This is a genomic window from Vibrio barjaei (assembly GCF_001639065.2).
Lineage (GTDB): Bacteria > Pseudomonadota > Gammaproteobacteria > Enterobacterales > Vibrionaceae > Vibrio > Vibrio barjaei.
In genome coordinates this window covers 82,301-106,245 of sequence record NZ_LQXO02000008.1, presented here as the reverse complement: position 1 = coordinate 106,245, position 23,945 = coordinate 82,301, and the positions used below count along the sequence as shown (strand labels likewise).

The 23,945-nt window shown below is 45.2% G+C and carries 27 protein-coding genes; 14 read left to right on the top strand and 13 right to left on the bottom strand.

Annotation, left to right across the window (positions count from 1 at the left end; translation table 11 throughout):
- The first annotated feature begins 98 nt into the window (after window positions 1-98).
- The 5 genes from frdA (at window position 99) to AWH66_RS04545 (ending at window position 4,264) form a co-directional block, all read left to right on the top strand.
- Window positions 99-1,916, top strand: coding sequence for a fumarate reductase (quinol) flavoprotein subunit (frdA, locus tag AWH66_RS04565; RefSeq protein ID WP_063604346.1), 1,818 nt, complete (start codon window positions 99-101; stop codon window positions 1,914-1,916).
- A complete protein-coding gene (locus tag AWH66_RS04560) occupies window positions 1,916-2,656 on the top strand; it encodes a succinate dehydrogenase/fumarate reductase iron-sulfur subunit (RefSeq protein WP_006075449.1) in 741 nt (246 codons plus the stop codon). Before frdA ends, AWH66_RS04560 begins: the two co-directional genes overlap by 1 nt.
- A gap of 1 nt (window position 2,657) precedes the next feature.
- Window positions 2,658-3,041: a fumarate reductase subunit FrdC gene (frdC, locus tag AWH66_RS04555; protein WP_006075448.1), complete on the top strand. Its 384-nt coding sequence runs from the start codon at window positions 2,658-2,660 to the stop codon at window positions 3,039-3,041.
- 10 nt (window positions 3,042-3,051) lie between these two features.
- Window positions 3,052-3,414, top strand: a complete 363-nt coding sequence (gene frdD, locus AWH66_RS04550) for a fumarate reductase subunit FrdD (RefSeq protein ID WP_006075447.1) — start codon at window positions 3,052-3,054, stop codon at window positions 3,412-3,414.
- A gap of 154 nt (window positions 3,415-3,568) precedes the next feature.
- Window positions 3,569-4,264, top strand: coding sequence for a VV20781 family protein (locus AWH66_RS04545; protein WP_063604345.1), 696 nt, complete (start codon window positions 3,569-3,571; stop codon window positions 4,262-4,264).
- Between the two features lie 60 nt (window positions 4,265-4,324).
- Here AWH66_RS04545 and efp read toward each other — a convergent pair whose 3' ends face one another.
- On the bottom strand, window positions 4,325-4,891 hold the full coding sequence (gene efp / locus AWH66_RS04540; RefSeq protein ID WP_006075445.1) for an elongation factor P: 567 nt from the start codon (window positions 4,889-4,891) through the stop codon (window positions 4,325-4,327).
- 34 nt (window positions 4,892-4,925) lie between these two features.
- Here efp and epmB point away from each other — a divergent pair, with 34 nt between their 5' ends.
- Window positions 4,926-5,948: an EF-P beta-lysylation protein EpmB gene (epmB, locus tag AWH66_RS04535; protein WP_063604344.1), complete on the top strand. Its 1,023-nt coding sequence runs from the start codon at window positions 4,926-4,928 to the stop codon at window positions 5,946-5,948.
- A gap of 152 nt (window positions 5,949-6,100) precedes the next feature.
- The gene (locus tag AWH66_RS04530) at window positions 6,101-6,523 is read left to right on the top strand and encodes an MgtC/SapB family protein (RefSeq protein WP_081836363.1); all 423 of its coding nucleotides are present in this window, start codon (window positions 6,101-6,103) and stop codon (window positions 6,521-6,523) included.
- A gap of 44 nt (window positions 6,524-6,567) precedes the next feature.
- Here the strand turns inward: AWH66_RS04530 and AWH66_RS04525 are convergent, their stop codons facing one another.
- From AWH66_RS04525 to AWH66_RS04515, 3 genes are all read right to left on the bottom strand, one after another.
- Complete coding sequence (locus AWH66_RS04525; protein ID WP_006075442.1) at window positions 6,568-7,131, bottom strand: VC2662 family protein; 564 nt, start codon at window positions 7,129-7,131, stop codon at window positions 6,568-6,570.
- Window positions 7,132-7,321: 190 nt separating this feature from the next.
- The gene (groL, locus tag AWH66_RS04520; RefSeq protein WP_063604343.1) at window positions 7,322-8,959 is read right to left on the bottom strand and encodes a chaperonin GroEL; all 1,638 of its coding nucleotides are present in this window, start codon (window positions 8,957-8,959) and stop codon (window positions 7,322-7,324) included.
- Between the two features lie 68 nt (window positions 8,960-9,027).
- Window positions 9,028-9,318 (bottom strand): co-chaperone GroES, encoded by a 291-nt coding sequence (locus tag AWH66_RS04515; protein WP_031493033.1) that lies wholly within the window; start codon window positions 9,316-9,318, stop codon window positions 9,028-9,030.
- A gap of 232 nt (window positions 9,319-9,550) precedes the next feature.
- Between AWH66_RS04515 and AWH66_RS04510 the strand changes: the two genes are divergently transcribed.
- Window positions 9,551-10,894: an MATE family efflux transporter gene (locus AWH66_RS04510; RefSeq protein WP_063604342.1), complete on the top strand. Its 1,344-nt coding sequence runs from the start codon at window positions 9,551-9,553 to the stop codon at window positions 10,892-10,894.
- 58 nt (window positions 10,895-10,952) lie between these two features.
- Here the strand turns inward: AWH66_RS04510 and cysE are convergent, their stop codons facing one another.
- The 4 genes from cysE to AWH66_RS04490 form a co-directional block, all read right to left on the bottom strand.
- Window positions 10,953-11,774, bottom strand: a complete 822-nt coding sequence (gene cysE / locus AWH66_RS04505; protein WP_038223802.1) for a serine O-acetyltransferase — start codon at window positions 11,772-11,774, stop codon at window positions 10,953-10,955.
- Window positions 11,775-11,813: 39 nt separating this feature from the next.
- Entirely contained in the window at window positions 11,814-12,836 is a 1,023-nt protein-coding gene (gpsA, locus tag AWH66_RS04500; protein ID WP_062461770.1) for an NAD(P)H-dependent glycerol-3-phosphate dehydrogenase, read from the bottom strand.
- A 152-nt stretch (window positions 12,837-12,988) separates the two neighbouring features.
- Window positions 12,989-13,456 carry a protein-export chaperone SecB gene (gene secB, locus AWH66_RS04495; protein ID WP_031493038.1) on the bottom strand — a complete coding sequence of 156 codons (468 nt, stop codon included), beginning with the start codon at window positions 13,454-13,456 and terminating at the stop codon, window positions 12,989-12,991.
- Between the two features lie 159 nt (window positions 13,457-13,615).
- Window positions 13,616-14,050: a rhodanese-like domain-containing protein gene (locus AWH66_RS04490; RefSeq protein WP_063604341.1), complete on the bottom strand. Its 435-nt coding sequence runs from the start codon at window positions 14,048-14,050 to the stop codon at window positions 13,616-13,618.
- Between the two features lie 396 nt (window positions 14,051-14,446).
- Between AWH66_RS04490 and gpmM the strand changes: the two genes are divergently transcribed.
- Both gpmM and AWH66_RS04480 read left to right on the top strand, forming a co-directional pair.
- Window positions 14,447-15,979 (top strand): 2,3-bisphosphoglycerate-independent phosphoglycerate mutase, encoded by a 1,533-nt coding sequence (gene gpmM, locus AWH66_RS04485; protein ID WP_063604339.1) that lies wholly within the window; start codon window positions 14,447-14,449, stop codon window positions 15,977-15,979.
- A 156-nt stretch (window positions 15,980-16,135) separates the two neighbouring features.
- Entirely contained in the window at window positions 16,136-17,266 is a 1,131-nt protein-coding gene (locus tag AWH66_RS04480; protein ID WP_063604337.1) for a murein hydrolase activator EnvC family protein, read from the top strand.
- A 21-nt stretch (window positions 17,267-17,287) separates the two neighbouring features.
- On the opposite strand, the gene AWH66_RS04475 is transcribed toward AWH66_RS04480, so the two are convergent.
- The 3 genes from AWH66_RS04475 to zapB form a co-directional block, all read right to left on the bottom strand.
- Window positions 17,288-18,283 carry an acetyltransferase gene (locus tag AWH66_RS04475; protein WP_083399952.1) on the bottom strand — a complete coding sequence of 332 codons (996 nt, stop codon included), beginning with the start codon at window positions 18,281-18,283 and terminating at the stop codon, window positions 17,288-17,290.
- Window positions 18,284-18,382: 99 nt separating this feature from the next.
- Entirely contained in the window at window positions 18,383-19,036 is a 654-nt protein-coding gene (locus AWH66_RS04470; RefSeq protein ID WP_006075488.1) for a TetR/AcrR family transcriptional regulator, read from the bottom strand.
- 146 nt (window positions 19,037-19,182) lie between these two features.
- On the bottom strand, window positions 19,183-19,425 hold the full coding sequence (zapB, locus tag AWH66_RS04465; RefSeq protein WP_006075487.1) for a cell division protein ZapB: 243 nt from the start codon (window positions 19,423-19,425) through the stop codon (window positions 19,183-19,185).
- A gap of 341 nt (window positions 19,426-19,766) precedes the next feature.
- Here zapB and glpX point away from each other — a divergent pair, with 341 nt between their 5' ends.
- The 3 genes from glpX to AWH66_RS04450 all read left to right on the top strand — a co-directional run bounded on the left by glpX (window position 19,767) and on the right by AWH66_RS04450 (window position 22,005).
- Window positions 19,767-20,774 carry a class II fructose-bisphosphatase gene (glpX, locus tag AWH66_RS04460; RefSeq protein WP_063604335.1) on the top strand — a complete coding sequence of 336 codons (1,008 nt, stop codon included), beginning with the start codon at window positions 19,767-19,769 and terminating at the stop codon, window positions 20,772-20,774.
- Window positions 20,775-20,922: 148 nt separating this feature from the next.
- Entirely contained in the window at window positions 20,923-21,543 is a 621-nt protein-coding gene (locus AWH66_RS04455; protein WP_063604333.1) for a helix-turn-helix transcriptional regulator, read from the top strand.
- A gap of 132 nt (window positions 21,544-21,675) precedes the next feature.
- On the top strand, window positions 21,676-22,005 hold the full coding sequence (locus AWH66_RS04450) for a DUF3135 domain-containing protein (RefSeq protein ID WP_063604331.1): 330 nt from the start codon (window positions 21,676-21,678) through the stop codon (window positions 22,003-22,005).
- A 49-nt stretch (window positions 22,006-22,054) separates the two neighbouring features.
- On the opposite strand, the gene AWH66_RS04445 is transcribed toward AWH66_RS04450, so the two are convergent.
- Both AWH66_RS04445 and AWH66_RS04440 read right to left on the bottom strand, forming a co-directional pair.
- The gene (locus AWH66_RS04445) at window positions 22,055-22,480 is read right to left on the bottom strand and encodes a DUF805 domain-containing protein (RefSeq protein ID WP_063604329.1); all 426 of its coding nucleotides are present in this window, start codon (window positions 22,478-22,480) and stop codon (window positions 22,055-22,057) included.
- A gap of 14 nt (window positions 22,481-22,494) precedes the next feature.
- Window positions 22,495-22,842 carry a 5-carboxymethyl-2-hydroxymuconate Delta-isomerase gene (locus AWH66_RS04440; protein WP_038223817.1) on the bottom strand — a complete coding sequence of 116 codons (348 nt, stop codon included), beginning with the start codon at window positions 22,840-22,842 and terminating at the stop codon, window positions 22,495-22,497.
- A gap of 253 nt (window positions 22,843-23,095) precedes the next feature.
- On the opposite strand from AWH66_RS04440, the gene tpiA reads away from it, so the two are divergent.
- Window positions 23,096-23,869 carry a triose-phosphate isomerase gene (gene tpiA / locus AWH66_RS04435; RefSeq protein WP_063604327.1) on the top strand — a complete coding sequence of 258 codons (774 nt, stop codon included), beginning with the start codon at window positions 23,096-23,098 and terminating at the stop codon, window positions 23,867-23,869.
- The last annotated feature ends 76 nt before the right edge of the window (window positions 23,870-23,945 follow it).

Here is a 23,945-nt window from a genome sequence, read left to right as displayed (position 1 = left end):
ACAGCTTATCTAATATAAAACCTTACTCTATAAAAGCTTACTTAAGCATTTAATTATAACTCGCGAGCTAACTCGCTCTCACACACTGGAGGATAACTGTGAAAACAATTACCACAGATATCGCAGTCATCGGCGCAGGCGGCGCCGGTCTTCGTACTGCCATTGCAGCAGCAGAAGCAAACCCAGAAATGGAAGTTGCTCTGATTTCTAAAGTCTACCCTATGCGTTCACACACTGTGGCCGCGGAAGGTGGTTCTGCAGCTGTAATCAAGGATGAAGATAGCCTAGATAACCACTTCAACGATACTGTTGGTGGTGGTGACTGGCTTTGTGAACAGGATGTTGTCGAATATTTCGTAGAAAATGCCACACGTGAAATGATCCAAATGGAACAATGGGGTTGCCCATGGAGCCGTAAGGAAAATGGCGAAGTTAACGTTCGTCGTTTCGGTGGTATGAAGGTTGAACGTACATGGTTTGCCGCTGATAAAACCGGCTTCCATATGCTACACACTCTGTTCCAGACTTCGATGAAGTATGAGCAAATCAAACGATTTGACGAATACTTTGTGGTTGACCTACTTGTCGTTAAAGGCGAGGTTCAAGGTCTGATTGCTATTCATATGTCTGAAGGTGAACTGGTTACCATTAAAGCCAAGTCTGTTGTGCTTGCAACAGGTGGCGCTGGCCGCGTTTATCACTGTAATACCAATGGCGGTATCGTAACTGGTGACGGCATGGCGATGGCCTATCGTCATGGTGTACCGCTACGTGACATGGAGTTTGTCCAATATCACCCAACCGGTCTTCCTGGTACAGGTATCCTGATGACAGAAGGCTGTCGTGGTGAAGGTGGTATCATCGTCAACAAGAATGGTTACCGCTACCTACAAGATTACGGCATGGGTCCTGAGACGCCAGTTGGCCAGCCGAAGAACAAATATATGGAACTGGGTCCTCGTGACAAAGTTTCACAAGCATTCTGGCACGAACAGCAAAAAGGCAACACTATCAAGCATCCACTTGGTGATGTTGTACATCTAGATCTTCGCCACCTTGGTGAAGAGTATCTACAGGAGCGTCTACCGTTTATCTGTGAGCTTGCAAAAGCTTATGTGAACGTTGACCCAGCGAAAGAGCCAATTCCAATCCGTCCTACCGTTCACTACACCATGGGTGGTATCGAGACCAATGGTCAATGTGAAACGCGTATTCAAGGCCTATTTGCTGTGGGCGAATGTGCTTCTGTTGGTCTGCACGGAGCTAACCGCCTAGGCTCTAACTCTCTAGCTGAATTCGTCGTATTTGGCCGTGTTGCAGGTGAGCAAGCTGTAGAGCGAGCGAAAACCTTTAAAGGCTGGGATGACGCTGCTATCGCACAACAAGTTGAAGCTGTAGAAGCTCGTATTGCTGCACTAATGAACCAAGAAGGCGATGAAAACTGGGCTGAAATCCGTACTGAAATGGGTCACACCATGGAAGCGGGTTGCGGTATTTACCGTCAAGAAGATCTGATGCAAGCCACGCTAGATAAGATTGCCGAGCTCAAACAACGTTATAAGAAAATCAGCATCAAAGACAAAGGTAAAGTGTTCAACACTGACCTTCTTTATGCCATTGAAGTGGGTTATGGCCTTGAAGTTGCAGAAGCTATGGTTCACTCCGCTATCCTGCGTAAAGAGTCACGCGGCGCACACCAACGTTTAGACGATGGTTGTACTGAGCGTGATGATGTGAACTTCCTGAAGCACTCTCTGGCGTTCTTCCAAGAGGATAACGCGCCAAGCATCGATTACAGCGATGTGAAGATCACTAAGTCGCAACCTAAAGCGCGCTTGTACGGTGAAGCAGCAGAAAAAGCTGCCGCGGCAGAAGCGAAAGCGTCTCAAGATAACAGTGCGGAGGAGCAAGCATAATGTCAGCTAATCGTATTCAGAAAGTTGAGATCCTGCGTTATGACCCAGAAAAGGACTCAGAACCTTACTTCCAAACGTTTGAAGTTCCGTTTGATGAGACCATGTCTGTACTTGATGCGATTGGTTACATCAAAGATCACCTAGATAAAGATCTGTCTTACCGCTGGTCTTGCCGTATGGCGATTTGTGGTTCGTGCGGCATCATGGTGAACGGAGTGCCTAAGTTAGCTTGTAAAAGCTTCCTTCGTGACCATCAAAATGGTCTGAAGATTGAGCCTTTGGCCAATTTCCCTATCGAGAAAGACCTGATTGTCGATATGACGCCGTTCATCGAGCGCCTTGAAGCTATCAAGCCATACATCATCGGTAATGATCGCAAACCAGAAGATGGCACCAACATCCAAACACCTGAGCAAATGGCGAAGTACAAGCAGTTTGCTGGCTGCATTAACTGCGGCCTCTGCTACGCGGCCTGCCCTCAGTTTGGTCTAAACCCAGAGTTCATCGGTCCAGCAGCACTGACTCTTGCTCATCGCTATAACCTTGATAGCCGTGACAATGGTGCCGCAGAGCGTATGAAGATGATCAACGGCGAAAACGGTGCTTGGGGCTGTACGTTTGTGGGCTACTGCTCTGAAGTCTGTCCGAAGAACGTTGACCCAGCAGCAGCGGTTAACCAAGGTAAAGTGGAGTCTTCTAAAGACTTCGTCATTGCAATGCTAAAACCACAGGAGGCGTAGAATGAGTAACAGAAAACCTTATGTTCGTGAAATCAAACGCACGTGGTGGAAAAACCATCCATTCTATCGCTTCTACATGTTGCGTGAAGCGACGGTACTGCCTCTTATTCTATTCACTATCTTCCTAACTTTTGGTTTGGGTGCATTAGTGAAAGGCCCGGAAGCTTGGCAAGGTTGGCTAGAATTTATGGCAAACCCTATCGTCATTGCGATTAACATCGTTGCTCTTGCAGGCAGTCTATTCCATGCTCAAACTTTCTTTAGCATGATGCCGCAAGTTATGCCGATCAAGCTGAAAGGCAAGTTGGTCGAAAAGAAAACCATCGTTCTTACTCAGTGGGCAGCGGTAGCCGCTATCTCACTAGTCGTTCTCATCATTGTATAAGGAGTGAAACGTGATTAATCAAAACCCAAAACGCTCTGACGAACCAGTATGGTGGGGACTATTTGGTGCTGGTGGTACTTGGTTTGCCATGATTACACCAGTAACGGTACTTGTGCTTGGTATTCTGGTACCTATGGGTATCATAAGCCCAGAAGCTATGAGTTATGAACGTGTCGCAGATTTTGCTACGAGTATTATTGGTGCCCTATTTATCATAGCGACGTTGGCACTTCCAATGTGGCATGCGATGCACCGCCTGCATCACGGTATGCACGATCTGAAAATCCACGCGGGTGTAGCAGGTAAAATCGCTTGCTACTTCTTTGCAGGCTTAATCAGCGCCTTGTCTGTTATCTTCATCTTTATGATCTAAACAACAGACACAAACCTCAAAGGCAGCGATATCGCTGCCTTTTTTATTACCAGTATTTTTGTGACTCAGCATTTAAGAAGACAAATGCTTACACGCAGAACCCAACTCTCTCTATACAATCCGCGCCGCTTGATAATAAAAAAGAGATGTAACAATGAAGAAGTCTATTTGCGCACTGCTTGTTTCTAGTGCACTTTTTGGGTGTGGTTCTACTGTTAATATGACCACATCAGATGCCGTGGCAGCCCAACCAAAACTGATGCTGAAAACGGATGGTACATTTTGGGGCTTTGGTCCTGAGGGCAGTTTTGATCTTGCCGGATTGTATCAAGGTAAATACTCGCGTAGTGCTTCCACTAGCTCTTGGTTCAATACCATTAATACCAAAGAAGGAGAGATGGTTGCAGAGGTGACCCGCAAGGACATCGGTAAAACTTGGACGCTCGTTTGCAGTGGTGGCGGTACCAGTGTGGATCTTGGCAGCTTCTCGTTCGGTGGCAACGGTCCCTATGTTTGTGAGATCAGCGAAAATGGTAAGTCGGTTGGTGAGTATCAAATGGCCAGAAAGTCGGAAGCCATTAGTTTATCCACCGCTAAAAAAGAAACTGGCTTCATTCGCTTAGACAGTACCCATTTTAACGTGGAATCCATCCACGATGGTGAAGGCTTAATGATGAGTGTCGATAATCCACTTGGTTATAGTTTTAGCCGTGGTAGTGTCGAGGTCGCGGCAGCACAAATCAACGGTGCGATTACCTTACAAACCTTAGCCAATCTGCCTCAAGCAGAAATGGACACCTTAGCACTTGGCACTGTAGCCAGTGCATTAAGCTGGCGACCACAAGAGTAATTCGCTTCCATTAAAAAAGGTCGCCTAAGCGACCTTTTCTTCATACAGCAAAGAGTAAGCTTACTTAACGCGGCCTACGTACTCACCTGTACGAGTATCAACTTTAATTACTTCACCGATTTGGATGAATAGCGGTACACGTACAACAGCACCTGTCGTTAGTGTTGCTGGTTTACCACCAGTACCCTGCGTATCACCTTTTAGACCAGGATCGGTTTCAGTTACTTCTAACTCAACAAAGTTAGGCGGAGTCACGGTAATTGGGTTACCATTCCAAAGAGTAATCATACAAGTGTTGTTTTCTACCAACCATTTCGCGTTATCGCCAACAGCTTTAACTTCCGCAGCGATTTGTTCGAATGTTTCGCTGTTCATAAAGTGGTAGAATTCACCATCTGTGTATAGATAATCTAGATCGATGTCCATCACGTCAGCAACTTCAACAGTTTCGCCAGACTTGAAGGTTTTCTCTAGAACTTTACCAGACAGTAGCTTACGAATTTTTACGCGGTTGAATGCCTGACCTTTACCTGGCTTCACGTATTCGTTTTCTAGAATTACGCAAGGCTCGTTATCCAGCATTAATTTAAGGCCGCCTTTAAATTCATTAGTGCTAACAGTAGCCATTGTATCCTCTTAGTGTTCTTCGAGTTAAAATTTAATGTCGCCTATCATAACCCGAAATCTTGTTTCTGTTGAGCAAAACTGGCTCAAACAGCTATCGAATGCGATCTCAGACCCTTATGAACTGCTTAAGCAGCTAGAAATTGATGCGACTCCGTGGGAAAACGGCTTAACCGCTCGACGTCTTTTCCCAATGCGTGTTCCACAAAGCTTTGTCGATCGTATGGAAAAAGGCAACCCGTACGACCCTCTATTAAGGCAAGTTTTACCATTAAGCCAAGAGTTTGAAGTTCACAACGGTTACTCTGAAGATCCCTTAGAAGAACAAGATGCAGCAGTGCCCGGTCTACTGCACAAGTATCACAATCGCGCGCTGCTAATTGTCAAAGGTGGCTGCGCTGTGAATTGTCGCTACTGCTTCCGTCGTCATTTCCCCTACGAGGATAACAAAGGCGGTAAAGCTAACTGGCAAATTGCACTCGACTATATTGCGGCTCATCCAGAGATCGACGAGATCATTTTGTCAGGCGGCGACCCACTGATGGCCAAAGATTCTGAGTTAACATGGCTTGTTCAACAAGCAGAATCTATTCATCATTTAAAAACACTTCGCATTCACTCCAGATTACCTGTAGTGATCCCAAAGCGCATTACAGAAGAGTTGTGTCACCTTCTTAAACAGACTCGACTGAATACTATTTTGGTTACACATATCAACCACGCTAATGAAGTGAATTCTGAATTCTCTGCCTCAATGGCACGTATTAAGGACACAGGCACAACATTGTTGAACCAAGGAGTGCTGCTAAAAGGTGTCAATGATTCTGTTGATGCTCAGTTTGAGCTCAGTCATGCGCTGTTTTCTGCGGGCATATTGCCTTATTACCTTCACGTGTTGGATAAGGTTCAAGGTGCAGCACACTTCTTTATTAGCGATGACGAAGCCAAAGCCATCATTCAAGGACTGATTAAACAAGTATCTGGGTATTTAGTCCCTAAACTGACGCGAGAAGAAGGCGGTAGAGCCAGCAAGACACCACTGGATTTACATCTCGAGTAATCTTTTCCGTCTCGACAAAATATTTTTGTTCGATCAGACGGTCTAATAGTCAGATACTGCGCTTTTTAGGAGGCAATGTGGAACTGACACAGTTATTCAATACACAACTGCTCGACTTAGGGCCTTTTTCATGGTCAGCACTTGGGGCTTGTATGCTCAATGGTGCCTTAGTAGGCCTTGAGCGCCAAACGCGAGGAAAACCCGTTGGTATTCGTACCGCGATCCTGATTGTGTCGGGGACATACTTGTTTATGTCCATGGCAGTATCCCTTTCTCCGAATACGCTTGATCAAGCGCGGGTATTAGGGCAAATCATTACTGGCGTCGGCTTTTTAGGTGCGGGGGTGATGATGACTCAAGACGGGAAAATTCATGGCGTAACCTCAGCAGCCGTTATCTGGGTTTTGGCAGGGCTAGGAATGATGATTGGACTCGGTCACCATAAAGAATCGATCATTCTAACTGTTTTGGCATTAACGGTCCTATTAGGTGTAGATAAGATTGAAAGCAGCTTTAAAAGCTTACGCCGTGGCGTTCATCAAACCATGCAGAATCGCAATCGAATGAGAAAATAAAAAAGCCCTGATTAATCAGGGCTTTTTTGACGAATCAATTCAAATTACTTCGCGAAGTTGATGATTGGGAAGCACTTGAAGAAACCGTTATCTGCACAGTTGATCAGACCAATCTGAACACCGTCGATAGTGTTGGTTTTGTTGAAGAAACCAAACTGGAAGTTAGACTTGTTTGAGAAGCTAGCAAGACCGATGTCAGCCATTGTATAGCCTTCAGAGTAGTTCACTGCACTCCAGTTCAGACCTTTCACGTCGTTAGTTACGTTAACCGCACCAAGGTTAACACCCGTTGTTGAACCTGTGTTCCAGTTGAAGATACCTAAAGAAGCACCTTTCATCTCTTGAGTGACTTTAGACGCACCGAAGAATAGACCGAAGTTCACACCTGTTGTACGTTGAGTTTCAGACATACCTAGAACAGAGAAGTCGACACCTTTTACTTCATTCACTTGACCATGAAGTACTGCTAAACGAACACCACCAACTGCATTTGCATCAGGTGCGTTAAAGCCGTTTAGTGATGAGAACATAACTGGCGTGCTGTCTGCTAACGCCATTGGTGAAGCTACCGCTGCTGCCACTGCTAGGGCTGAAATGACTTTTTTCATTATATTGTCTCCACTGACATTTTCTTGTTGTCGAACGATAAGTTTAGACGATGCTAAAAAGGACAACCATACAATTTGTCAGTGAAATGTCATATTCAGCAACATTCTCACAAATTACTTGGTTATTATTGAACCAGATACAAAAAAGCCGAAGGTTTCCCTTCGGCTTGTCAGAACATTCTGATGCGAATTACATCATACCAGGCATGCCACCCATACCGCCCATATCAGGCATTGCTGGTGCATCTTTCTGAGGAATATCTGTTACCATTGCTTCCGTTGTGATCATTAGACCAGCAACAGACGCAGCAAACTGAAGTGCAGAACGCGTTACTTTTGTTGGGTCTAGAATACCCATATCAATCATATCGCCATATTCACCCGTTGCAGCATTGTAACCGTAGCTACCTTCACCCGCTTTCACGTTGTTCGCTACTACAGACTCTTCATCACCTGCGTTCGCTGTGATTTGACGAATTGGTGCTTCCATTGCGCGAAGTGCAACGCGGATACCCACTGTTTGCTCTTCGTTGTCACCCTCAAGACCAGCAACTTTAGATGCAGCACGGATAAGTGCAACACCACCACCAGCCACTACGCCTTCTTCAACAGCAGCGCGAGTAGCGTGAAGTGCGTCTTCAACTCGGTCTTTCTTCTCTTTCATTTCAACTTCAGTTGCAGCACCAACTTTGATAACAGCTACACCGCCAGCAAGTTTAGCGACACGCTCTTGAAGTTTCTCTTTATCGTAGTCAGACGTTGCTTCTTCGATCTGTTGACGAATTTGTGCAACACGACCTTGAATCATCGCTTCTTCACCCGCACCATCGATGATGGTTGAGTTTTCTTTAGTGATGGTTACACGCTTAGCTTGACCTAGATCTTCTAGCGTCACTTTCTCAAGGTCTAGACCGATTTCTTCAGAAATTACTGTACCGCCAGTTAGGATAGCGATGTCTTGAAGCATAGACTTACGACGATCACCGAAACCAGGTGCTTTAACCGCCGCTACTTTTACGATACCGCGCATGTTGTTCACAACAAGCGTTGCTAGCGCTTCGCCTTCTACGTCTTCTGCAATGATAAGCAGTGGACGAGATGCTTTAGCTACTGCTTCAAGAGTTGGTAGAAGCTCACGGATGTTCGAAACTTTCTTATCGATAAGAAGAATGAACGGGCTCTCTAGATCAACGCTACCAGCTTCTTGGTTGTTGATGAAATAAGGAGATAGGTAGCCGCGATCGAATTGCATACCTTCTACTACGTCTAGCTCATCTTGTAGAGCCTGACCTTCTTCAACAGTAATAACGCCATCACGACCTACTTTTTCCATTGCTTCAGCAATGATGTTACCAACCGTAGAGTCAGAGTTTGCAGAGATAGTACCAACCTGAGCAATCGCTTTAGTGTCTTTACACTCAACAGATAGGGCTTTTAGCTCTTCAACCGCAGCAGCGACAGCTTTATCGATACCACGTTTAAGGTCCATTGGGTTCATGCCAGCGGCAACCGCTTTTAGGCCTTCAGAAATGATAGATTGAGCTAGTACAGTAGCAGTTGTTGTCCCGTCACCTGCAGCATCGTTTGCTTGAGAAGCAACTTCTTTCACCATTTGTGCGCCCATGTTCTGGAACTTGTCTTCCAGTTCAATTTCACGCGCTACAGATACACCATCTTTAGTGATAGTTGGTGCACCGAAAGATTTGTCTAGAACTACGTTACGACCTTTAGGGCCTAGCGTAACTTTTACTGCGTCAGCTAGAACGTTTACACCTTCTAGCATTTTGATTCGTGCGTCGTTGCCAAACTTAACGTCTTTAGCAGCCATTGTTATTTCCTTATCTAAATTCAGTGGATAGCTTGTTTAGAGTAAAAAATTACTCAACGTCTACTTAATTATTCAACGATAGCCATGATGTCATTTTCAGACATGATCAGAACTTCTTTACCGTCGATCTTTTCTGTTTTCGTGCCGTAGCCTTCAGCAAAGATCACCGTATCACCTACTTTCACGTCCAATGGCTGTACTGTACCGTTTTCTAAGATGCGGCCTTTGCCCACAGCCAAAACAGTACCACGTGTCGATTTTTCTGCAGCAGAACCAGTTAGAACGATGCCGCCAGCAGATTTAGATTCAACTTCTTGGCGCTCAACGATAACTCGGTCGTGTAGAGGACGGATATTCATCGGTCGATTCTCCTGATTATTTTCCATTTAGCTTATTAGATAGCCTTCAAGGCCTTGTGTTGAATATGTTGGGGACGTTTTCTACGATCCCAAGGGCAGCATGACAAAAAATTGTGACAAAAATAACGAAAATGAGCTTTGGCTAGTGAATGACCGCCCTTACCAAACCCATTCTCGCACCAACTCATCAATTGCTGTATTCTAAGCGCCTGTTTCATCAGCACTGAATGCCATGCAAGATAAACACGGCCTACTTTCCGCTCCCATCTCTACTGTCCTTAGAAACATGACTGTTCCTATGGTATTTGGCATGGTTGCAATCTTGGCATTTAACCTCGTTGATACCTTCTTTATTTCGCTGCTTGGTACACAAGCTCTGGCCGCCATCAGTTTTACCTTCCCAGTGACGTTTGGGGTCAATTGCATCACGATGGGTATTGGTATGGGACTCTCTACCAATATTGGGCGATTACTGGGACAAGGAAATACTCAAAACGCGGCTCGTTTTGCCACTCACGGATTACTGCTCGCGGTGGTACTCGTCACCATTGCTTCAGCCTTTGGGCTGCTAACCATAGAGCCACTATTTAAACTGCTTGGTGCTAGCGATAACATCATTCCATTAATCAGCGAGTACATGGTGATCTGGTATTTAACGGTACCATTACTGGTTATTCCGATGGCAGGAAACAGCGCGATTCGGGCTACTGGCGATACCAAAACCCCTGCCAAAATCATGATGCTGTCCGGTTTCATTAATGGCGTACTCGACCCTCTGTTGATCTTTGGTGTAGGTCCTTTTCCAGAGCTGGGCATTCAAGGTGCTGCCATTGCTAGCGGCATTGCTTGGTTTGGAGCCCTGTCTGGCTCGCTGTTTGTGCTCATCAAACGCGAAAAGTTATTGGGTAAGCTCAAGCCTACAGAAATCTGGCAAGATTGGATCGCTATACTACGCATTGGAACACCATCAGGGCTATCAACCGCCATGTCTCCGATCTCAGGTGCAATCTTAATGAAGATGCTGTCTTCTCATGGCACCGCTGCGGTCGCCGCTTATGGAGCTGCACAGCGCGTTGAGTCGATTCTAATTTTGGTTTTAATCTCGCTAAGCTCTGCACTAACGCCATTTATGTCGCAGAACTTTGGCGCCAAACAGCCTGACCGAAGTTTTGCTGGCTTATTTTTGAGTATGCGGTTTTCGATCGTATTCCAGCTGTTTATCTTTGCAATGATGGTACCACTCAGCATTCCAATTTCTGCGCTGTTTTCCCAAGAACAAGCCGTAAGAGACATTCTTTGGCATTACTTACTCGTAGTACCATTCAGCTATGGATTCCAAGGGATCATCATGATGTTGGGTAGTGGTATGAATGCACTACATGAACCGAACAAAGCCTTCATGTGGAGTGCGATGAGACTGTTTGTCTTCACTTTGCCAGCTGCCGCTTTAGGCAGCCATTATTATAGTGTCGAAGGTATGTTTATTGGTGTTGCGGTCGGTAATGTTCTAGGCGGAGTATTGGCGTATCTTTATGCGCTTGGCGTGAGAAAAAAACATCTGTACCAAGCTAGTTAAAAATAAAGCCAAGGCTGATACCTTGGCTCTACGCTTTTGATTCATTTCTCAGGTTTGTTTAAATACCATCACCGCCCATAAAGGTTTGTGATTTACCGTTAAATTGCTGATCCATATCTAGTGATGGTTTATCAGTTTTCGGTTTACCGACAATCTTTGCAGGAACACCAGCAGCAGTAGTATGCGGAGGTACTGGCTGAAGTACCACAGAGCAAGAACCAATTTTGGCTCCCTTACCGACTTCAATATTACCTAGAATCTTCGCCCCAGCGCCAATCATAACGCCTTCACGAATCTTAGGATGTCGATCACCGCACTCTTTACCGGTACCGCCTAACGTCACGTTCTGTAAGATGGAAACATCGTTTTCAACAACTGCAGTTTCACCAATGACAATCCCCGTGGCATGGTCAAGCATAATGCCTTTACCAATGCGAGCCGCAGGGTGGATGTCTACCTGACACGCAACGGATATTTGGTTTTGCAAATAGGTCGCAAGAGCCATGCGTCCTTGGTTCCATAGCCAATTGGCGACACGATAGCCTTGTAGTGCATGGTAGCCTTTCAGATAAAGTAGCGGCATTGAGTACATAGCAACCGCAGGATCTCGATTCACTGTCGCACAAATGTCACAAGCAGCTGCATCAGTAATTGATGGATCAGCATTAAACGCTTGCTCAACCACTTCACGTACTGCCATTGCTGGCATTGACGCGGTCTTCAGCTTATTGGCCAAAATGTAGCTCAATGCTGCACCAAAGCTTTCGTGGTTGATTATGGTGGCATGATAGAAACTCGCAAGCATCGGCTCTTGCTCTGCTTGTTCGCGCGCTTCTCTTACAATGCACTCCCAGACATTCTTCTTTTCACAGTGTTTCATTTCTTGTCCTACGACTGGTACTCAATCACCAACAGAGCGTTATTGTTGCTCCGCTTTTTTATCCCTAGCAAGCAAATCTTGCGCTGCAAGTCTTGCGTCTTTACCTTGATACAGTACTTGATAGATTTGGTCAACAATTGGCATTTCCACACCCATACGCTGAGATAACAACCATACCTCTTTGGTATTGCGATAACCTTCAACAACCTGACCGATCTCTGTCTGAGCCGTATCCACATCTTTACCCTGACCAAGTGCCAAGCCAAAACGGCGGTTACGAGACTGGTTATCTGTACAAGTCAGTACTAGATCACCAAGGCCTGCCATACCCATAAAGGTATCCGGCTTAGCACCCAAGGCTGCACCTAGACGTGTCATTTCAGCTAGGCCTCGGGTAATCAATGCGGTACGTGCGTTTGCACCAAAACCGATACCGTCCGACATACCCGCACCAATCGCAATCACGTTTTTCACCGCACCGCCCAATTGCATGCCAGTAAAGTCATCGTTGGCATAAACACGGAAGGTTTTACTACAGTGGATTTTTTCTTGAAGATCAGCCACAAACTCGGCATTTGGAGAGGCCACAGCAATCGCAGTTGGAAGCCCCGCCGCCAACTCTTTGGCAAAGGTAGGTCCAGAAAGCACTGCCAACGGATAGTCATCACCAATAATGTCATGAGCAACATCTTTCAACAGTCGACCCGTTTCAGGCTCTAAGCCCTTGGTTGCCCAGCAGATGCGGCTGTCTTGACGAAGGTGAGGCTTGATGCTGTTAAGCACAATACCAAATACATGGCTCGGTACCACAACCAAAAGATCGCGACTGGCTTGAACGGCTTTGTTCAAGTCAGACTCGACAATCAACGTTTCTGGAAATTCAATCCCAGGCAAGAACTCATGATTGGCTCTGTCTGCTTCAAGCTTCGCCATGTGTTCAGGTTCGTGTCCCCAAATCACCACGTTTGCTCCGTTACGAGCAAGAGAGATCGCTAACGAAGTTCCATAAGAACCCGCACCGATAACGGTCATTGCGATTTCTTTTCCATATGCGTTATTCATAACACCACCAAATTTTCGTTATGGCTCAATGTAGTTAGTCTACTCCGTACGGAGAAAATAAAAAATGCACATCGCGATGCGCTGTGCATTTTTATTAGCTAAGTCTATTCACTTCGCTTACTCATGCAGAAAATATGTTCTGCGAAAAAGGATTAAGCTTCTGCTTGGCCTTCTTGTTGAGCTTGCTGCTGTAGGTAGTTCATGAACAGAGCGTCAAAGTTCACTGGCGCTAGGTTTAGTTGAGGGAACGTACCTTTCATCGTTAGGCTAGAAATAGTTTCACGAGCATATGGGAATAGGATGTTCGGGCAGAACGCACCTAAGCAATGTGCAAGTTGACCTGCTTCCATTTGCTCAGCAGTGAAGATACCGCCTTGTTGAACTTCACATAGAAATGCTGTGTCTTCTGCGTTTTTCACAGTCACAGTTAGGCGAAGAACGACTTCATAGATGCCTTGACCTAGTTCACGGCTTTGAGTGTCAAGATCTAGCTTAACATCTGGGTTCCAATCTTTCTGGAACATATCTGGCGAGTTAGGCGCTTCAAAAGATACGTCTTTTAGAAAGATGCGTTGGATTGCGAAGTTTTGTTGTGCTTCTTGTGGAGCTGCTTCAGCCATGATGTTTTTCCTTAAATACGTCTAAAATTGTCAAAAACGTTTATGAGTTGTCTTGCAGACTATCCGAGCCAATCTTCTATGACTAGGCGAGCCGTTAATTCCGTGGCACTTATCACATCCCTTAGTCATAACTGCCGCGAAATTACTCAAAATTCTCGATTACTTTTTGCCTTTGATCAGTGGCAGGTTCGCTTCGCTCCATGCCGTCAGACCATTTTTCAGCAAGAAAACTTTCTCAAACCCTGCTTTTGCTAGCAGGTTCGCGCTCTCTTGCGCTGTTTGTCCAGTCTTACACACTACAATGATTGGGTCTGATTTATGGTTTTCAAGGCTTGGGATTGAACCTGACTTAATATCAGACGGCAGCACGTTTACCGAGTCAGTAATATGGCCACGTTTGAAGTCGTCTTTTGAACGAATATCAACCACTAAACCATTCTCACGGTTCATCATATGAGTCACTTGCGCAGCCGATACTTCTTTATATGCAGCATTTGCTGATTTGAAGATGTTGGCAATCAGAGCGACGAATAGTGCAACCCACACTAGTGCCATGATCATGTTTTGTTGAAAAAATTCTAAATATTCTTGCATAGCTTGCGCTCTTAATAGTTGAACATTAAATCAGTCGAGGAGTATAGCGGCTTAGACGTGCTCTGGCGAGAGGGGAAAATGTTTCGAACAAAGAATTGAGATCCCTCTCCTCAACGCGGGCGACATTACTATTACAGAGATAGAGAAAACCAATTAGCCAAACCAGCTAGTAGAGGCGTATTAATAGAAACAAAGGCGAGGAATCATCCAAAAATAGCGTCTATGATTACCTCACGCGGAAAACTATTAGTGGTTTCAACTGTCCAAAACTGAAAACAAGTAACGGCAATCACAAACATTATTTGATCTGCCACTACAGTTTTGGTTAAAAAGTGTAGTAAAATTACGCTAATTTGTTTTCTGTAAAGTTACTATCGATTTGACGAGGTTATAACTATGTCAGCTAAGAAGCCAATGGCTCTAGTGATTCTTGACGGTTGGGGTTACCGTGAAGACAACGCAAGCAACGCAATCAACAACGCAAAAACTCCAGTAATGGACGGCTTGTGGGCAAACAATCCACGTACACTAATTTCGGCTTCTGGCATGGACGTAGGTCTACCGGATGGTCAAATGGGTAACTCAGAAGTGGGTCACACCAATATTGGTGCTGGTCGCGTGGTATATCAAGACCTTACTCGCATCACAAAGTCTATTGCTGACGGTGAATTCGGTCAAAACGAAATCCTTGTTGCGGCAATGGATAAAGCTATCGCGGCAGGTAAAGCGGTTCACCTAATGGGTCTTATGTCTCCAGGTGGTGTTCACTCTCACGAAGATCACATCTACGCTGCAGTGAAAATGGCCGCAGAGCGTGGCGCAGAGAAAATCTACCTACACTGCTTCCTAGACGGCCGTGACACACCACCACGTAGCGCGGAAGGTTCACTGCAACGCTTTGACGCTCTATTTGCAGAGTTAGGCAAAGGCCGTGTAGCGTCTCTTGTTGGTCGTTACTATGCAATGGATCGTGATAACAACTGGGATCGCGTAGAAAAAGCCTACGACCTACTGACTCAAGCAGAAGGCGCCTTCACATTTGATTCTGCAGTTGCGGGTCTAGAAGCGGCTTACTCTCGTGATGAAAACGATGAATTCGTTGCGCCAACAGAAATTCGTGCAGAAGGCCAAGAGTCTGCTGCTATCGTTGATGGCGATGCGGTTATCTTCATGAACTACCGTGCTGACCGTGCTCGTGAAATTACTCGTGCATTCGTACCTGCATTTGATGGCTTCGAGCGTAAAGTCTTCCCAGCGGTTGACTTCGTTATGCTGACTCAGTATGCAGCTGATATCCCACTAGCGTGTGCATTCCCACCAGCCTCTCTTGAAAACACTTACGGTGAGTGGCTATCTAAAGCTGGCAAAACTCAGCTACGTATCTCAGAGACAGAAAAGTACGCACACGTAACCTTCTTCTTCAACGGTGGTGTTGAGAACGAATTTGACGGCGAAGAGCGTCAACTTGTTGCTTCTCCAAAAGTGGCTACTTATGACCTACAACCAGAAATGAGCTCTGAAGAGCTAACTGAAAAAATGGTTGCAGCAATCAAGTCAGGTAAATACGACACTATTATCTGTAACTATCCAAACGCAGATATGGTTGGTCACACAGGTGTTTACGAAGCGGCTGAGCAAGCGATTGAAGCTCTAGACACAAGCGTAGGTAAAGTGGTTGAAGCGATTAAAGAAGTTGGCGGTCAAATGCTGATCACTGCTGACCACGGTAACGCTGAAATGATGGTGGACCCTGAGACAGGTGGTACTCACACTGCTCACACTAACCTACCAGTACCGCTGATCTACGTTGGTGATAAAGCGGTTGAGTTCAAAGAAGGCGGTAAGCTGTCTGATCTAGCTCCAACTATGCTTTCTATGACTGGCATGGAAATTCCAGCAGAAATGTCTGGCGACGTACTGGTTAAGTAATCAGCTTAGCAAAGTAATGACATAAGCTTGATAAAACGCCGGTGCATACGCATCGGCGTTTTTGTATGCTTGCACCTCTGACCCTAAGTGTGGATATAATGGTGGTTGCGCATCTGGGCACGAACAAACTTGGTCGGTATTTTTAACGGAAGTAGAATGAAACCCAATAATAAAACGCCTTTCATCCCCTCTATATCGGCATGGATTCTTAGCATCGGGCTTGTTACGTACCCGACTCTCACTTTAGCCAATCAAAATGAACTGACTGGCGTAAAGAGCGAAATTACACGCCAACAGAAAGAACTGTCTGCGCAGCAAAAAGAGCTCGATAAATTACAAAAGTCTTTGCGTCAGCAAGAAGTCGGCATTTCTAACATTGAGAAAGAGATAAAATCGACCACCGCTCAACTTGCTCAAGCTAATCGCAACCTCGATAGTTTTCATCAACAAGTCGAAGAGCTCACCGAGCAAAAAAAACAGCAGCAAAAGATCCTCGCCGAGTTGGTGCAAACCTATTACGTGACAAAGCAGAATAACTCAGCCTCAAGTGTGTTTAGTACCAATCCAGATGAAGACCGTATTAGCCAGTACTACCAATATCTTGCTAAAGCACGTGCTGAGACTTTGGAGAAATTAGCACAAACTGAACTGGAGCTGGCAGAAAGTGAACGTGCCCTTGAGCTTGAACGTAATCAAATTGCACAATTACTCGAGCAACAAAAAGACAAGCGAAACTCTCTTGCGAAAAACCAAGCCAGTCGCAAAAGTACGGTATCTAAAATCAGAAAGAGCATCTCAAGCGATAAGACCTACCTAGCTGAACTGCAACGTAATGAAACACGCTTGAAGGCGGAAATTGCCAAAGCCGCTAAGCGCAATCAAGTACCTATGGATGGTCTGGCTCGACAGAAAGGTAAGCTGCCTTGGCCGGTGAAAGGGAAAGTTCTACATAGCTTTGGGACCAAGCAAACTGGACAAGTGAACTGGAAAGGCATGGTCATTCAAGCCAAGTACGGAGAATCTATAAAGTCTGTGTATTCTGGTACTGTCGTCTTCGCCGACTACCTACGCGGCTACGGACTGGTAGTACTATTGGACCATGGTAAAGGTGACATGACGCTTTATGGTTATAACCAGACATTGCTGAAAAAAGAAGGGGATAAAGTCTCCGCAGGAGAGACCATCGCACTAGCTGGTGACACGGGCGGTCAATCAACCTCATCGCTGTATTTCGAAATCCGCCGCAACAGTAAAGTACAAAACCCAAAAAGCTGGCTAAAACGATAACGTAAAACCAAGTGTGGGTACTTAGCGATAACACTCTTGAGCGACTTGAATCAGTCGCTCTACCTCATGCTCTGGCAACTCATTGATGCCCCCTGCCGCCTCTCGCCCACCACCTGTGGCAAACTGACTACAAATCTCAGCAGCGCCTTGCTTATTGTTCAACGGAGCTCTGACTGAAACAGTATAACTAGCGCTTTTGCTCGAACCGCTTCTCGGCACTAACGAAATATGGGCTTGGTCAGGCGCCTCATTCGCCAAGCGATTTATCCAAGTCCCCGACATTCTCCTCGCCGCTGGCGTTGCTGGCAGCTTTACCACTTTCAAGATGTCCGACTCAAAGACAGTTTCCGTTCCCTCTAACGCTATTTCATCATTCTCAAACGCCGATTTAAGAGTGTAATACGGAGAAGAGGCGTCTTTCTGGCAATCAAACGGGTCGGGGTACGCCAATAATGCCTGATAAAGGATGACTGGGTCAAAATGCAGATCAGCTAAGCTCTCTCCATAACCGTTGTAATTCACCAAGGTTCCTAATTGCTTGAGAAAGTGTCGTTGCTCGTGCGTGAGTTTAAGCTCATCCGCTAAATGCTCTGCACGACTCAACATATTATCTCCGTAGGCTGCAGCAATCGCCCAAGTTCGAAACTGGCCTTGTAATAGCTTATCTACAATCAGTGCGGTGCACGTATTGGCATCAAGGTCGATATACACATCCAAAATGTCATGGTGAGGAATAGTTGATGCTTTGTGGTGATCGATATAAGTAATAGGAACATCATGATCCAAAAGCTCATCTAAAGCGTTTTGGTTTTTATCCATGGAGATGTCGAGTACTGTGACAGAGTCTGCTTCTGCGACGGGGACTCGTTGTAATAGCGCAATATCACGCTTAATCCCTGAGATCAGCCGTGCTTCTTTCGGCTGAGCTAATCGCAATTGCAGCAATGACAAAATACCATCAGCATCGCCATTAAATACATCATAGTGTGCTTTTGCTTTCATTCCGTTATCAGCCATCCCGTCACCACTCTCCACAATTAACCTAGTATCTAAAACAACAAACCCTACTAAGATAGTAGGGTTTGTAACAAGATGAATTGGCTATATATCATGCCGTTAGAGGGAGCGACTGTCTGTCGACCCCATCATTTTTACACCATCTTCTAGTAGAGACAGCTGTTCACGGCCTTTTGCCGTTGATAGTGGCTTCACGACATTAATCATATGTAGCATGCCCTGCTGAATCACCTCTTCAGTAATTTGAGTTTTCGGTGACATCGCTGATTGGTAGCTCAGCCAACCAACCGCCATCATATGCAGAGTGGTCACCAATGACTTGAGCTCTTTCTCGTTAATCGTCAATAAATCGAGTTCAACAAAGGCTCTTAGGATATTAACTAAATTACCCTGCAATCGCTCCTGAACCTCAATGTACTCTTCGTGCAGCTTAGGATCACGTTGCAGAATCTCTGGCAGGTTGGCGTAGAAGAAACGATATTTCCACATTAGATTAAAGATAGAATCAAGATAGTGCTTGAGGAGCGCCAAACTTTCTTGCTGACCTTGGATAGGAGTAAAACGTTCAATGAGCTCTTGCGAGTACAGCGCAAAGATCTCTCTCACTATCTCTTGTTTATTGCGAAAGTGGTAATAGAGGTTACCTGGGCTAATCTCGATATGAGCAGCAATATGGTTGGTCGTCACGTTGCGCTCGCCATCTAAATTAAATAAGTCGAGGGCGGCATACACTATTTTGTCACGTGTTTTCATTCTAACTTTTCCTTTCCCTAGTTGGGGTTAGTATACGTGCTCAAGTTGTGTACGAAAAGTCATGAGACGGTGAGTCGCACTGGTTAGACCAAATGATATAAAAAAAGCACTCAAATGAGTGCTTTCGAATACGTTTGACGAATGAATTACTCTACTTCGTCCATTTTGCCAAGCAGGTTACGAATACGTTCTTGCCATTGGCCGTGCTCACGTTGCATTTGCTCAGTCTTTTGAACCAATTCTTCACGGCTATTACGTAGCTCTTCCGCTTGATTTGCTAGTTGCACTTTTTCTTCTTTCAGTTCTTCAACTTCCATTTGAAGAAGCGCGATTGTGTCAACTGCAGTTTGAATTTTTGCTTCTAGTTGTTCCAGTACTTCAAAAGACATCTCGGCCTACCCTTAATTTAATTCTGTGACATGAAAAGACTTCATACTCTATATTGTCCCATTCTACTCAGCATAGAGAAGATAGACACGCCCTATATTGCAGATTTTTCACTATTCGGTCAAAAAAGCATCGCAAAATGACACAAGCTTTACCTAAACCTTGTCAAACCTTCCCAGCTATCACTCTGCTCTGAACTTTCGCCCTATATTTTCTCAATGAGTAATCATAACTTAGCGACAAGATAGCGACCAAAACCACAAAAAAGCAAACGTTTCCTTCTGGGTATGCTAGAATTCGCGCCATAAATCCTTTTGTCATTTTTCATTTAATTGGAGTCAGTATGAAGCGCGATTTAGCAATGGCTTTTTCACGAGTTACCGAAGGTGCAGCCCTAGCAGGTTATAAATGGCTTGGACGTGGCGATAAGAACGCTGCGGATGGTGCCGCAGTAGAAGTCATGCGCAGCCTACTGAACAAAACCGATATCGAAGGTGAAATCGTTATTGGTGAAGGTGAGATTGATGATGCACCTATGCTGTATATCGGTGAGCAAGTTGGTATTGGTGGTGACGCTGTTGATATCGCGGTTGACCCTATTGAAGGTACTCGCATGACAGCAATGGGCCAGTCGAATGCACTTGCGGTTCTAGCCGCTGGTGAAAAAGGTAGCTTCTTGAAAGCACCTGATATGTACATGGAAAAGTTGGTAGTGGGCCCTGGCGCTAAAGGGGTTATCGACCTAGAGAAACCACTTTCTGAAAACTTAACCAACATTGCAGCGGCCTTAGGCAAATCTCTTGATACGCTTGTGGTTACGACACTGGCAAAGCCACGTCATGATGGTGTTATCGCTGAAATGCAAGCCATGGGCGTACGTGTTTTTGCTGTGCCAGATGGTGATGTAGCCGCGTCTATCCTAACTTGCATGCCAGATAGTGAAGTGGATGTCATGTATTGCATTGGTGGCGCACCAGAAGGCGTGGTTTCTGCCGCTGTTATTCGTGCTCTAGATGGTGATATGCATGGTCGCTTACTTCCACGTCATGAAGTGAAAGGCGATAACGAAGAAAACCGTAAAGCGGGTGAACTTGAACTGGAGCGCTGCGCACAAATGGGTGTCAAAGCAAACATTGTGCTTCGCATGGAAGACATGGCGCGTAGTGACAATGTGGTGTTCTCGGCGACGGGCATTACTAAAGGTGACCTGCTTGAAGGTATCACACGTCAAGGTAATATCGCGACCAGTGAAACACTGCTTATTCGTGGCCGCTGCCGCACGATTCGCCGTATTAAATCAACGCACTATTTAGAGCGTAAAGACCCAGAGATTCGCGATATCATCTTATAATCGCCATTATTGAGATAAAGCGCTGGCTGTAGCCAGCGTTTTTTTCATCTATTATGAAGATAGTAAATAATTTGCTTTATTAACCTTATTCGCCATAATACCCAACTATCGTTATCCATAGGCTGATTTAAGAGAAACGGACGCACTAATGAAAGCCACTGACCAGATTATTGACATCATAAAACGAGAAGGAGCGGTCACCGCTAAACAGATTGCTTCACGTTTAAACATCACCACGATGGGCGCTAGGCAACATTTGCAGGGCCTAGAAGAGGAGGGATTTCTGCGTTTTGAAGATGTTAAAGTTAAAGTAGGTCGACCGAATCGACATTGGTCACTCACTGCCAAAGGGCATGCTCAGTTTTCCGATCGCCACAGTGATTTAACGGTTCAGTTTATTGATGCAATTGAACAAGTGTTTGGTGCTGAAGGACTCAATAAAGTATCCAAAGAGCGCGAAACAAACACCCTCGCGACTTATCGTCCTCATTTTGACAGCCTTCCCGACCTACAAAGTAAAGTAGAGAAACTCACTGAACTGCGCGATAAGGATGGGTATATGGCTGAATTTCAACAGGTTGAAGATGGCTTTGTCTTAATAGAAAATCATTGCCCAATCTGTAAAGCCGCACAACGCTGTGAAACTCTGTGTCAGTCTGAGCTGAATGTCTTTCAAGCCCTCGTTGGTAACGATATTTCGGTTCAACGAGACGAACATATTGTTCAAGGTGCTCGTCGCTGCGTATATATCTTTAGCAACAGAAGCTAACTTCAATAAAGAGCTCATAGCAACGCTGCTGGCTCGTCTCACTCCTGAGACTATTTACAGTTTTATTTTGTCTTTTCTCATTAACTCCTACGCTGATTATATGCATGGAGATTCTTTTGGTGAGGAACGCACATGGTAACGCCTATTACTCTGCCGTCATTCGATGAACTAGCCGCAATGGCCAAGGACAACCCCGAGAAGTTGAGTCGACTACGCCACAACTTGTCCCAGCAGTTTATCTCTACCTGCTCTGATGAGATGCAGCCTCGACTGCACGCTCAACAATCTCACATTGAACGTGTTTTACAGCGCGCCAAAAACCCCATTCACGCCAATGTGTTATTACGTCAAGAATTGCATCGTCAAATCGTTAAATTCTCTCAAGCCTTAAATGGAGAAGCATCAGAGAACAGCAAAAGCGCCGATATTTTGCCTTTCTCTAAGCCTGAAGAATGGCGCTAAACCTACAAAAAAGGGAAGCCATGCTTCCCTTTTTGATTGTTCGTCAATTTTATTGAGGCTCTCGCCCATACTGGTTTTCGCCTTCTGTGCCTTTCATAAAGCCACATTCCACTAATATCCACAAACCACAAGCCAACGCTGCAAAGGAGATCAGACTTTGTATCATGGACGGCTGAGCTGCGGTTGCTGGATCCAATGTCGGCAGGCTCATTCGACCAAAGACCAATGGGATATTCAGCAGTAGCCACCAACTCGATTTATTACGATCATGCCAACGTTTTGCCGTAATCGCTAAATCTGGAATCAAGATAATGAGCAAGAAGATTGGCAACAGAATATGTACCAATGCTGGGAACAGTACGTTCATACCTTGAGCAAAAATCATAATGGCAAGGTAATAACAGACATTCCACATCCAGAATGTTTTGCGTCCCACACGACCTTGAAACGAAAACAGTAACGATTTAAACGACATCACATAATCTCTTTTTAATTGGTAATTTTTTGAAAGCAGCTTTTATCCATATCACGGACATTGACCGTCAAGCTTTTGATATGTCCCGCCTGCTCTCGAAGTACTTCCATTAACTTTCTCGAAAGCTCTCTTTTCTGTTCCTCAGTGCGACCTGACAATAGCTCAAAGCTAATATGAACAAAATCTTCACTGTCTCCATACTCACCAATCAACCAATTGTGGCTACGTAAAGAGCGTGATTTCACAGAATCTTTCTCGAATAATCCACAGTTTAGCGTGACTCTGTGTAAGTCTTCCAGCAACCCCTGAACATTCAGTCTTTCGTCCGCTGTATTTGAGTACTCTAGTACAAGGTTTGGCATGGTACATCCCTATTTTTAACCATCAAGCGACAAGGTATAACAAGCTATAAGGAAAATTCCGAGAAGTATTCTATTATTCTGTTTACTGGATCACTGAGGTGAGCTTCTGGGCTTGTTTACTAGGATAAAACGTCAAAGCGATAAAGAAATGACCCCAATCATGATCTACATGAATTAATCTGTTATATTCTTTCGTAATCACGTTTATTTTTTACATTCGTTTTTTACAAACACTGATTTTGGAGAAAATCTCATGCGTCAACCTGTAGTTATGGGTAACTGGAAACTCAACGGCAGCAAAGCAATGGTAACTGAGCTGCTAACTGGCCTAAACGCTGAACTTGAAGGCGTAACTGGTGTAGACGTGGCGGTAGCTCCACCTGCACTATACATCGACCTAGCAGAGCGCGTAATCGCTGAAGGCGGCAACAAGATCATTCTTGGTGCACAAAACACAGACCTAAACAACAGCGGTGCATTCACTGGCGACATGTCTCCAGAAATGCTTAAAGACTTTGGTGCTTCTCACATCATCATCGGTCACTCAGAGCGTCGTGAATACCACAACGAATCTGACGAGTTCATCGCTAAGAAATTTGCTTTCCTAAAAGAAAACGGCCTAACGCCAGTTTTCTGTATCGGTGAATCTGAAGCTCAAAACGAAGCGGGCGAAACTGAAGCAGTTTGCGCACGTCAAATCAACGCAGTAATCGACGCATACGGTGTTGAAGCGCTAAACGACGCTATCATCGCATACGAACCAATCTGGGCTATCGGTACTGGTAAAGCAGCAACAGCTGAAGATGCACAACGCATCCACGCTTCTATCCGCGCTCTAATCGCAGAAAAAGACGCTGCAGTTGCTGAGCAAGTAATCATTCAATACGGTGGTTCTGTTAAGCCAGAGAACGCTGAAGCATACTTCTCACAACCAGATATCGACGGTGCTCTAGTTGGTGGTGCATCTCTAGATGCTAAGAGCTTCGCAGCAATCGCTAAAGCAGCGGCAGCAGCAAAAGCTAAGTAATCGCTTATCGCATTACTGAAAAACAGGCTCAATCGAGCCTGTTTTTTTATGCCTTCATTTTGTTGAGGCAAATAAA

What these genes read in the sequence shown, in the direction of transcription:
- secB (WP_031493038.1), bottom strand. Translation starts at nt 13,456, where the DNA reads ATGGCTGAAGCAGCTCCACAAGAAGCACAACAAAACTTCGCAATCCAA.
- AWH66_RS04455 (WP_063604333.1), top strand. Translation starts at nt 20,923, where the DNA reads ATGAAAGCCACTGACCAGATTATTGACATCATAAAACGAGAAGGAGCG.
- epmB (WP_063604344.1), top strand. Translation starts at nt 4,926, where the DNA reads ATGTCGCCTATCATAACCCGAAATCTTGTTTCTGTTGAGCAAAACTGG.
- tpiA (WP_063604327.1), top strand. Translation starts at nt 23,096, where the DNA reads ATGCGTCAACCTGTAGTTATGGGTAACTGGAAACTCAACGGCAGCAAA.
- AWH66_RS04475 (WP_083399952.1), bottom strand. Translation starts at nt 18,283, where the DNA reads ATGGCTGATAACGGAATGAAAGCAAAAGCACACTATGATGTATTTAAT.
- AWH66_RS04440 (WP_038223817.1), bottom strand. Translation starts at nt 22,842, where the DNA reads ATGCCAAACCTTGTACTAGAGTACTCAAATACAGCGGACGAAAGACTG.
- AWH66_RS04480 (WP_063604337.1), top strand. Translation starts at nt 16,136, where the DNA reads ATGAAACCCAATAATAAAACGCCTTTCATCCCCTCTATATCGGCATGG.
- efp (WP_006075445.1), bottom strand. Translation starts at nt 4,891, where the DNA reads ATGGCTACTGTTAGCACTAATGAATTTAAAGGCGGCCTTAAATTAATG.
- AWH66_RS04490 (WP_063604341.1), bottom strand. Translation starts at nt 14,050, where the DNA reads ATGCAAGAATATTTAGAATTTTTTCAACAAAACATGATCATGGCACTA.
- cysE (WP_038223802.1), bottom strand. Translation starts at nt 11,774, where the DNA reads ATGAAACACTGTGAAAAGAAGAATGTCTGGGAGTGCATTGTAAGAGAA.
- AWH66_RS04545 (WP_063604345.1), top strand. Translation starts at nt 3,569, where the DNA reads ATGAAGAAGTCTATTTGCGCACTGCTTGTTTCTAGTGCACTTTTTGGG.
- AWH66_RS04515 (WP_031493033.1), bottom strand. Translation starts at nt 9,318, where the DNA reads ATGAATATCCGTCCTCTACACGACCGAGTTATCGTTGAGCGCCAAGAA.
- AWH66_RS04470 (WP_006075488.1), bottom strand. Translation starts at nt 19,036, where the DNA reads ATGAAAACACGTGACAAAATAGTGTATGCCGCCCTCGACTTATTTAAT.
- AWH66_RS04560 (WP_006075449.1), top strand. Translation starts at nt 1,916, where the DNA reads ATGTCAGCTAATCGTATTCAGAAAGTTGAGATCCTGCGTTATGACCCA.
- AWH66_RS04510 (WP_063604342.1), top strand. Translation starts at nt 9,551, where the DNA reads ATGCAAGATAAACACGGCCTACTTTCCGCTCCCATCTCTACTGTCCTT.
- zapB (WP_006075487.1), bottom strand. Translation starts at nt 19,425, where the DNA reads ATGTCTTTTGAAGTACTGGAACAACTAGAAGCAAAAATTCAAACTGCA.
- groL (WP_063604343.1), bottom strand. Translation starts at nt 8,959, where the DNA reads ATGGCTGCTAAAGACGTTAAGTTTGGCAACGACGCACGAATCAAAATG.
- gpmM (WP_063604339.1), top strand. Translation starts at nt 14,447, where the DNA reads ATGTCAGCTAAGAAGCCAATGGCTCTAGTGATTCTTGACGGTTGGGGT.
- glpX (WP_063604335.1), top strand. Translation starts at nt 19,767, where the DNA reads ATGAAGCGCGATTTAGCAATGGCTTTTTCACGAGTTACCGAAGGTGCA.
- frdC (WP_006075448.1), top strand. Translation starts at nt 2,658, where the DNA reads ATGAGTAACAGAAAACCTTATGTTCGTGAAATCAAACGCACGTGGTGG.
- AWH66_RS04450 (WP_063604331.1), top strand. Translation starts at nt 21,676, where the DNA reads ATGGTAACGCCTATTACTCTGCCGTCATTCGATGAACTAGCCGCAATG.
- gpsA (WP_062461770.1), bottom strand. Translation starts at nt 12,836, where the DNA reads ATGAATAACGCATATGGAAAAGAAATCGCAATGACCGTTATCGGTGCG.
- AWH66_RS04525 (WP_006075442.1), bottom strand. Translation starts at nt 7,131, where the DNA reads ATGAAAAAAGTCATTTCAGCCCTAGCAGTGGCAGCAGCGGTAGCTTCA.
- AWH66_RS04445 (WP_063604329.1), bottom strand. Translation starts at nt 22,480, where the DNA reads ATGTCGTTTAAATCGTTACTGTTTTCGTTTCAAGGTCGTGTGGGACGC.
- AWH66_RS04530 (WP_081836363.1), top strand. Translation starts at nt 6,101, where the DNA reads ATGCTCAATGGTGCCTTAGTAGGCCTTGAGCGCCAAACGCGAGGAAAA.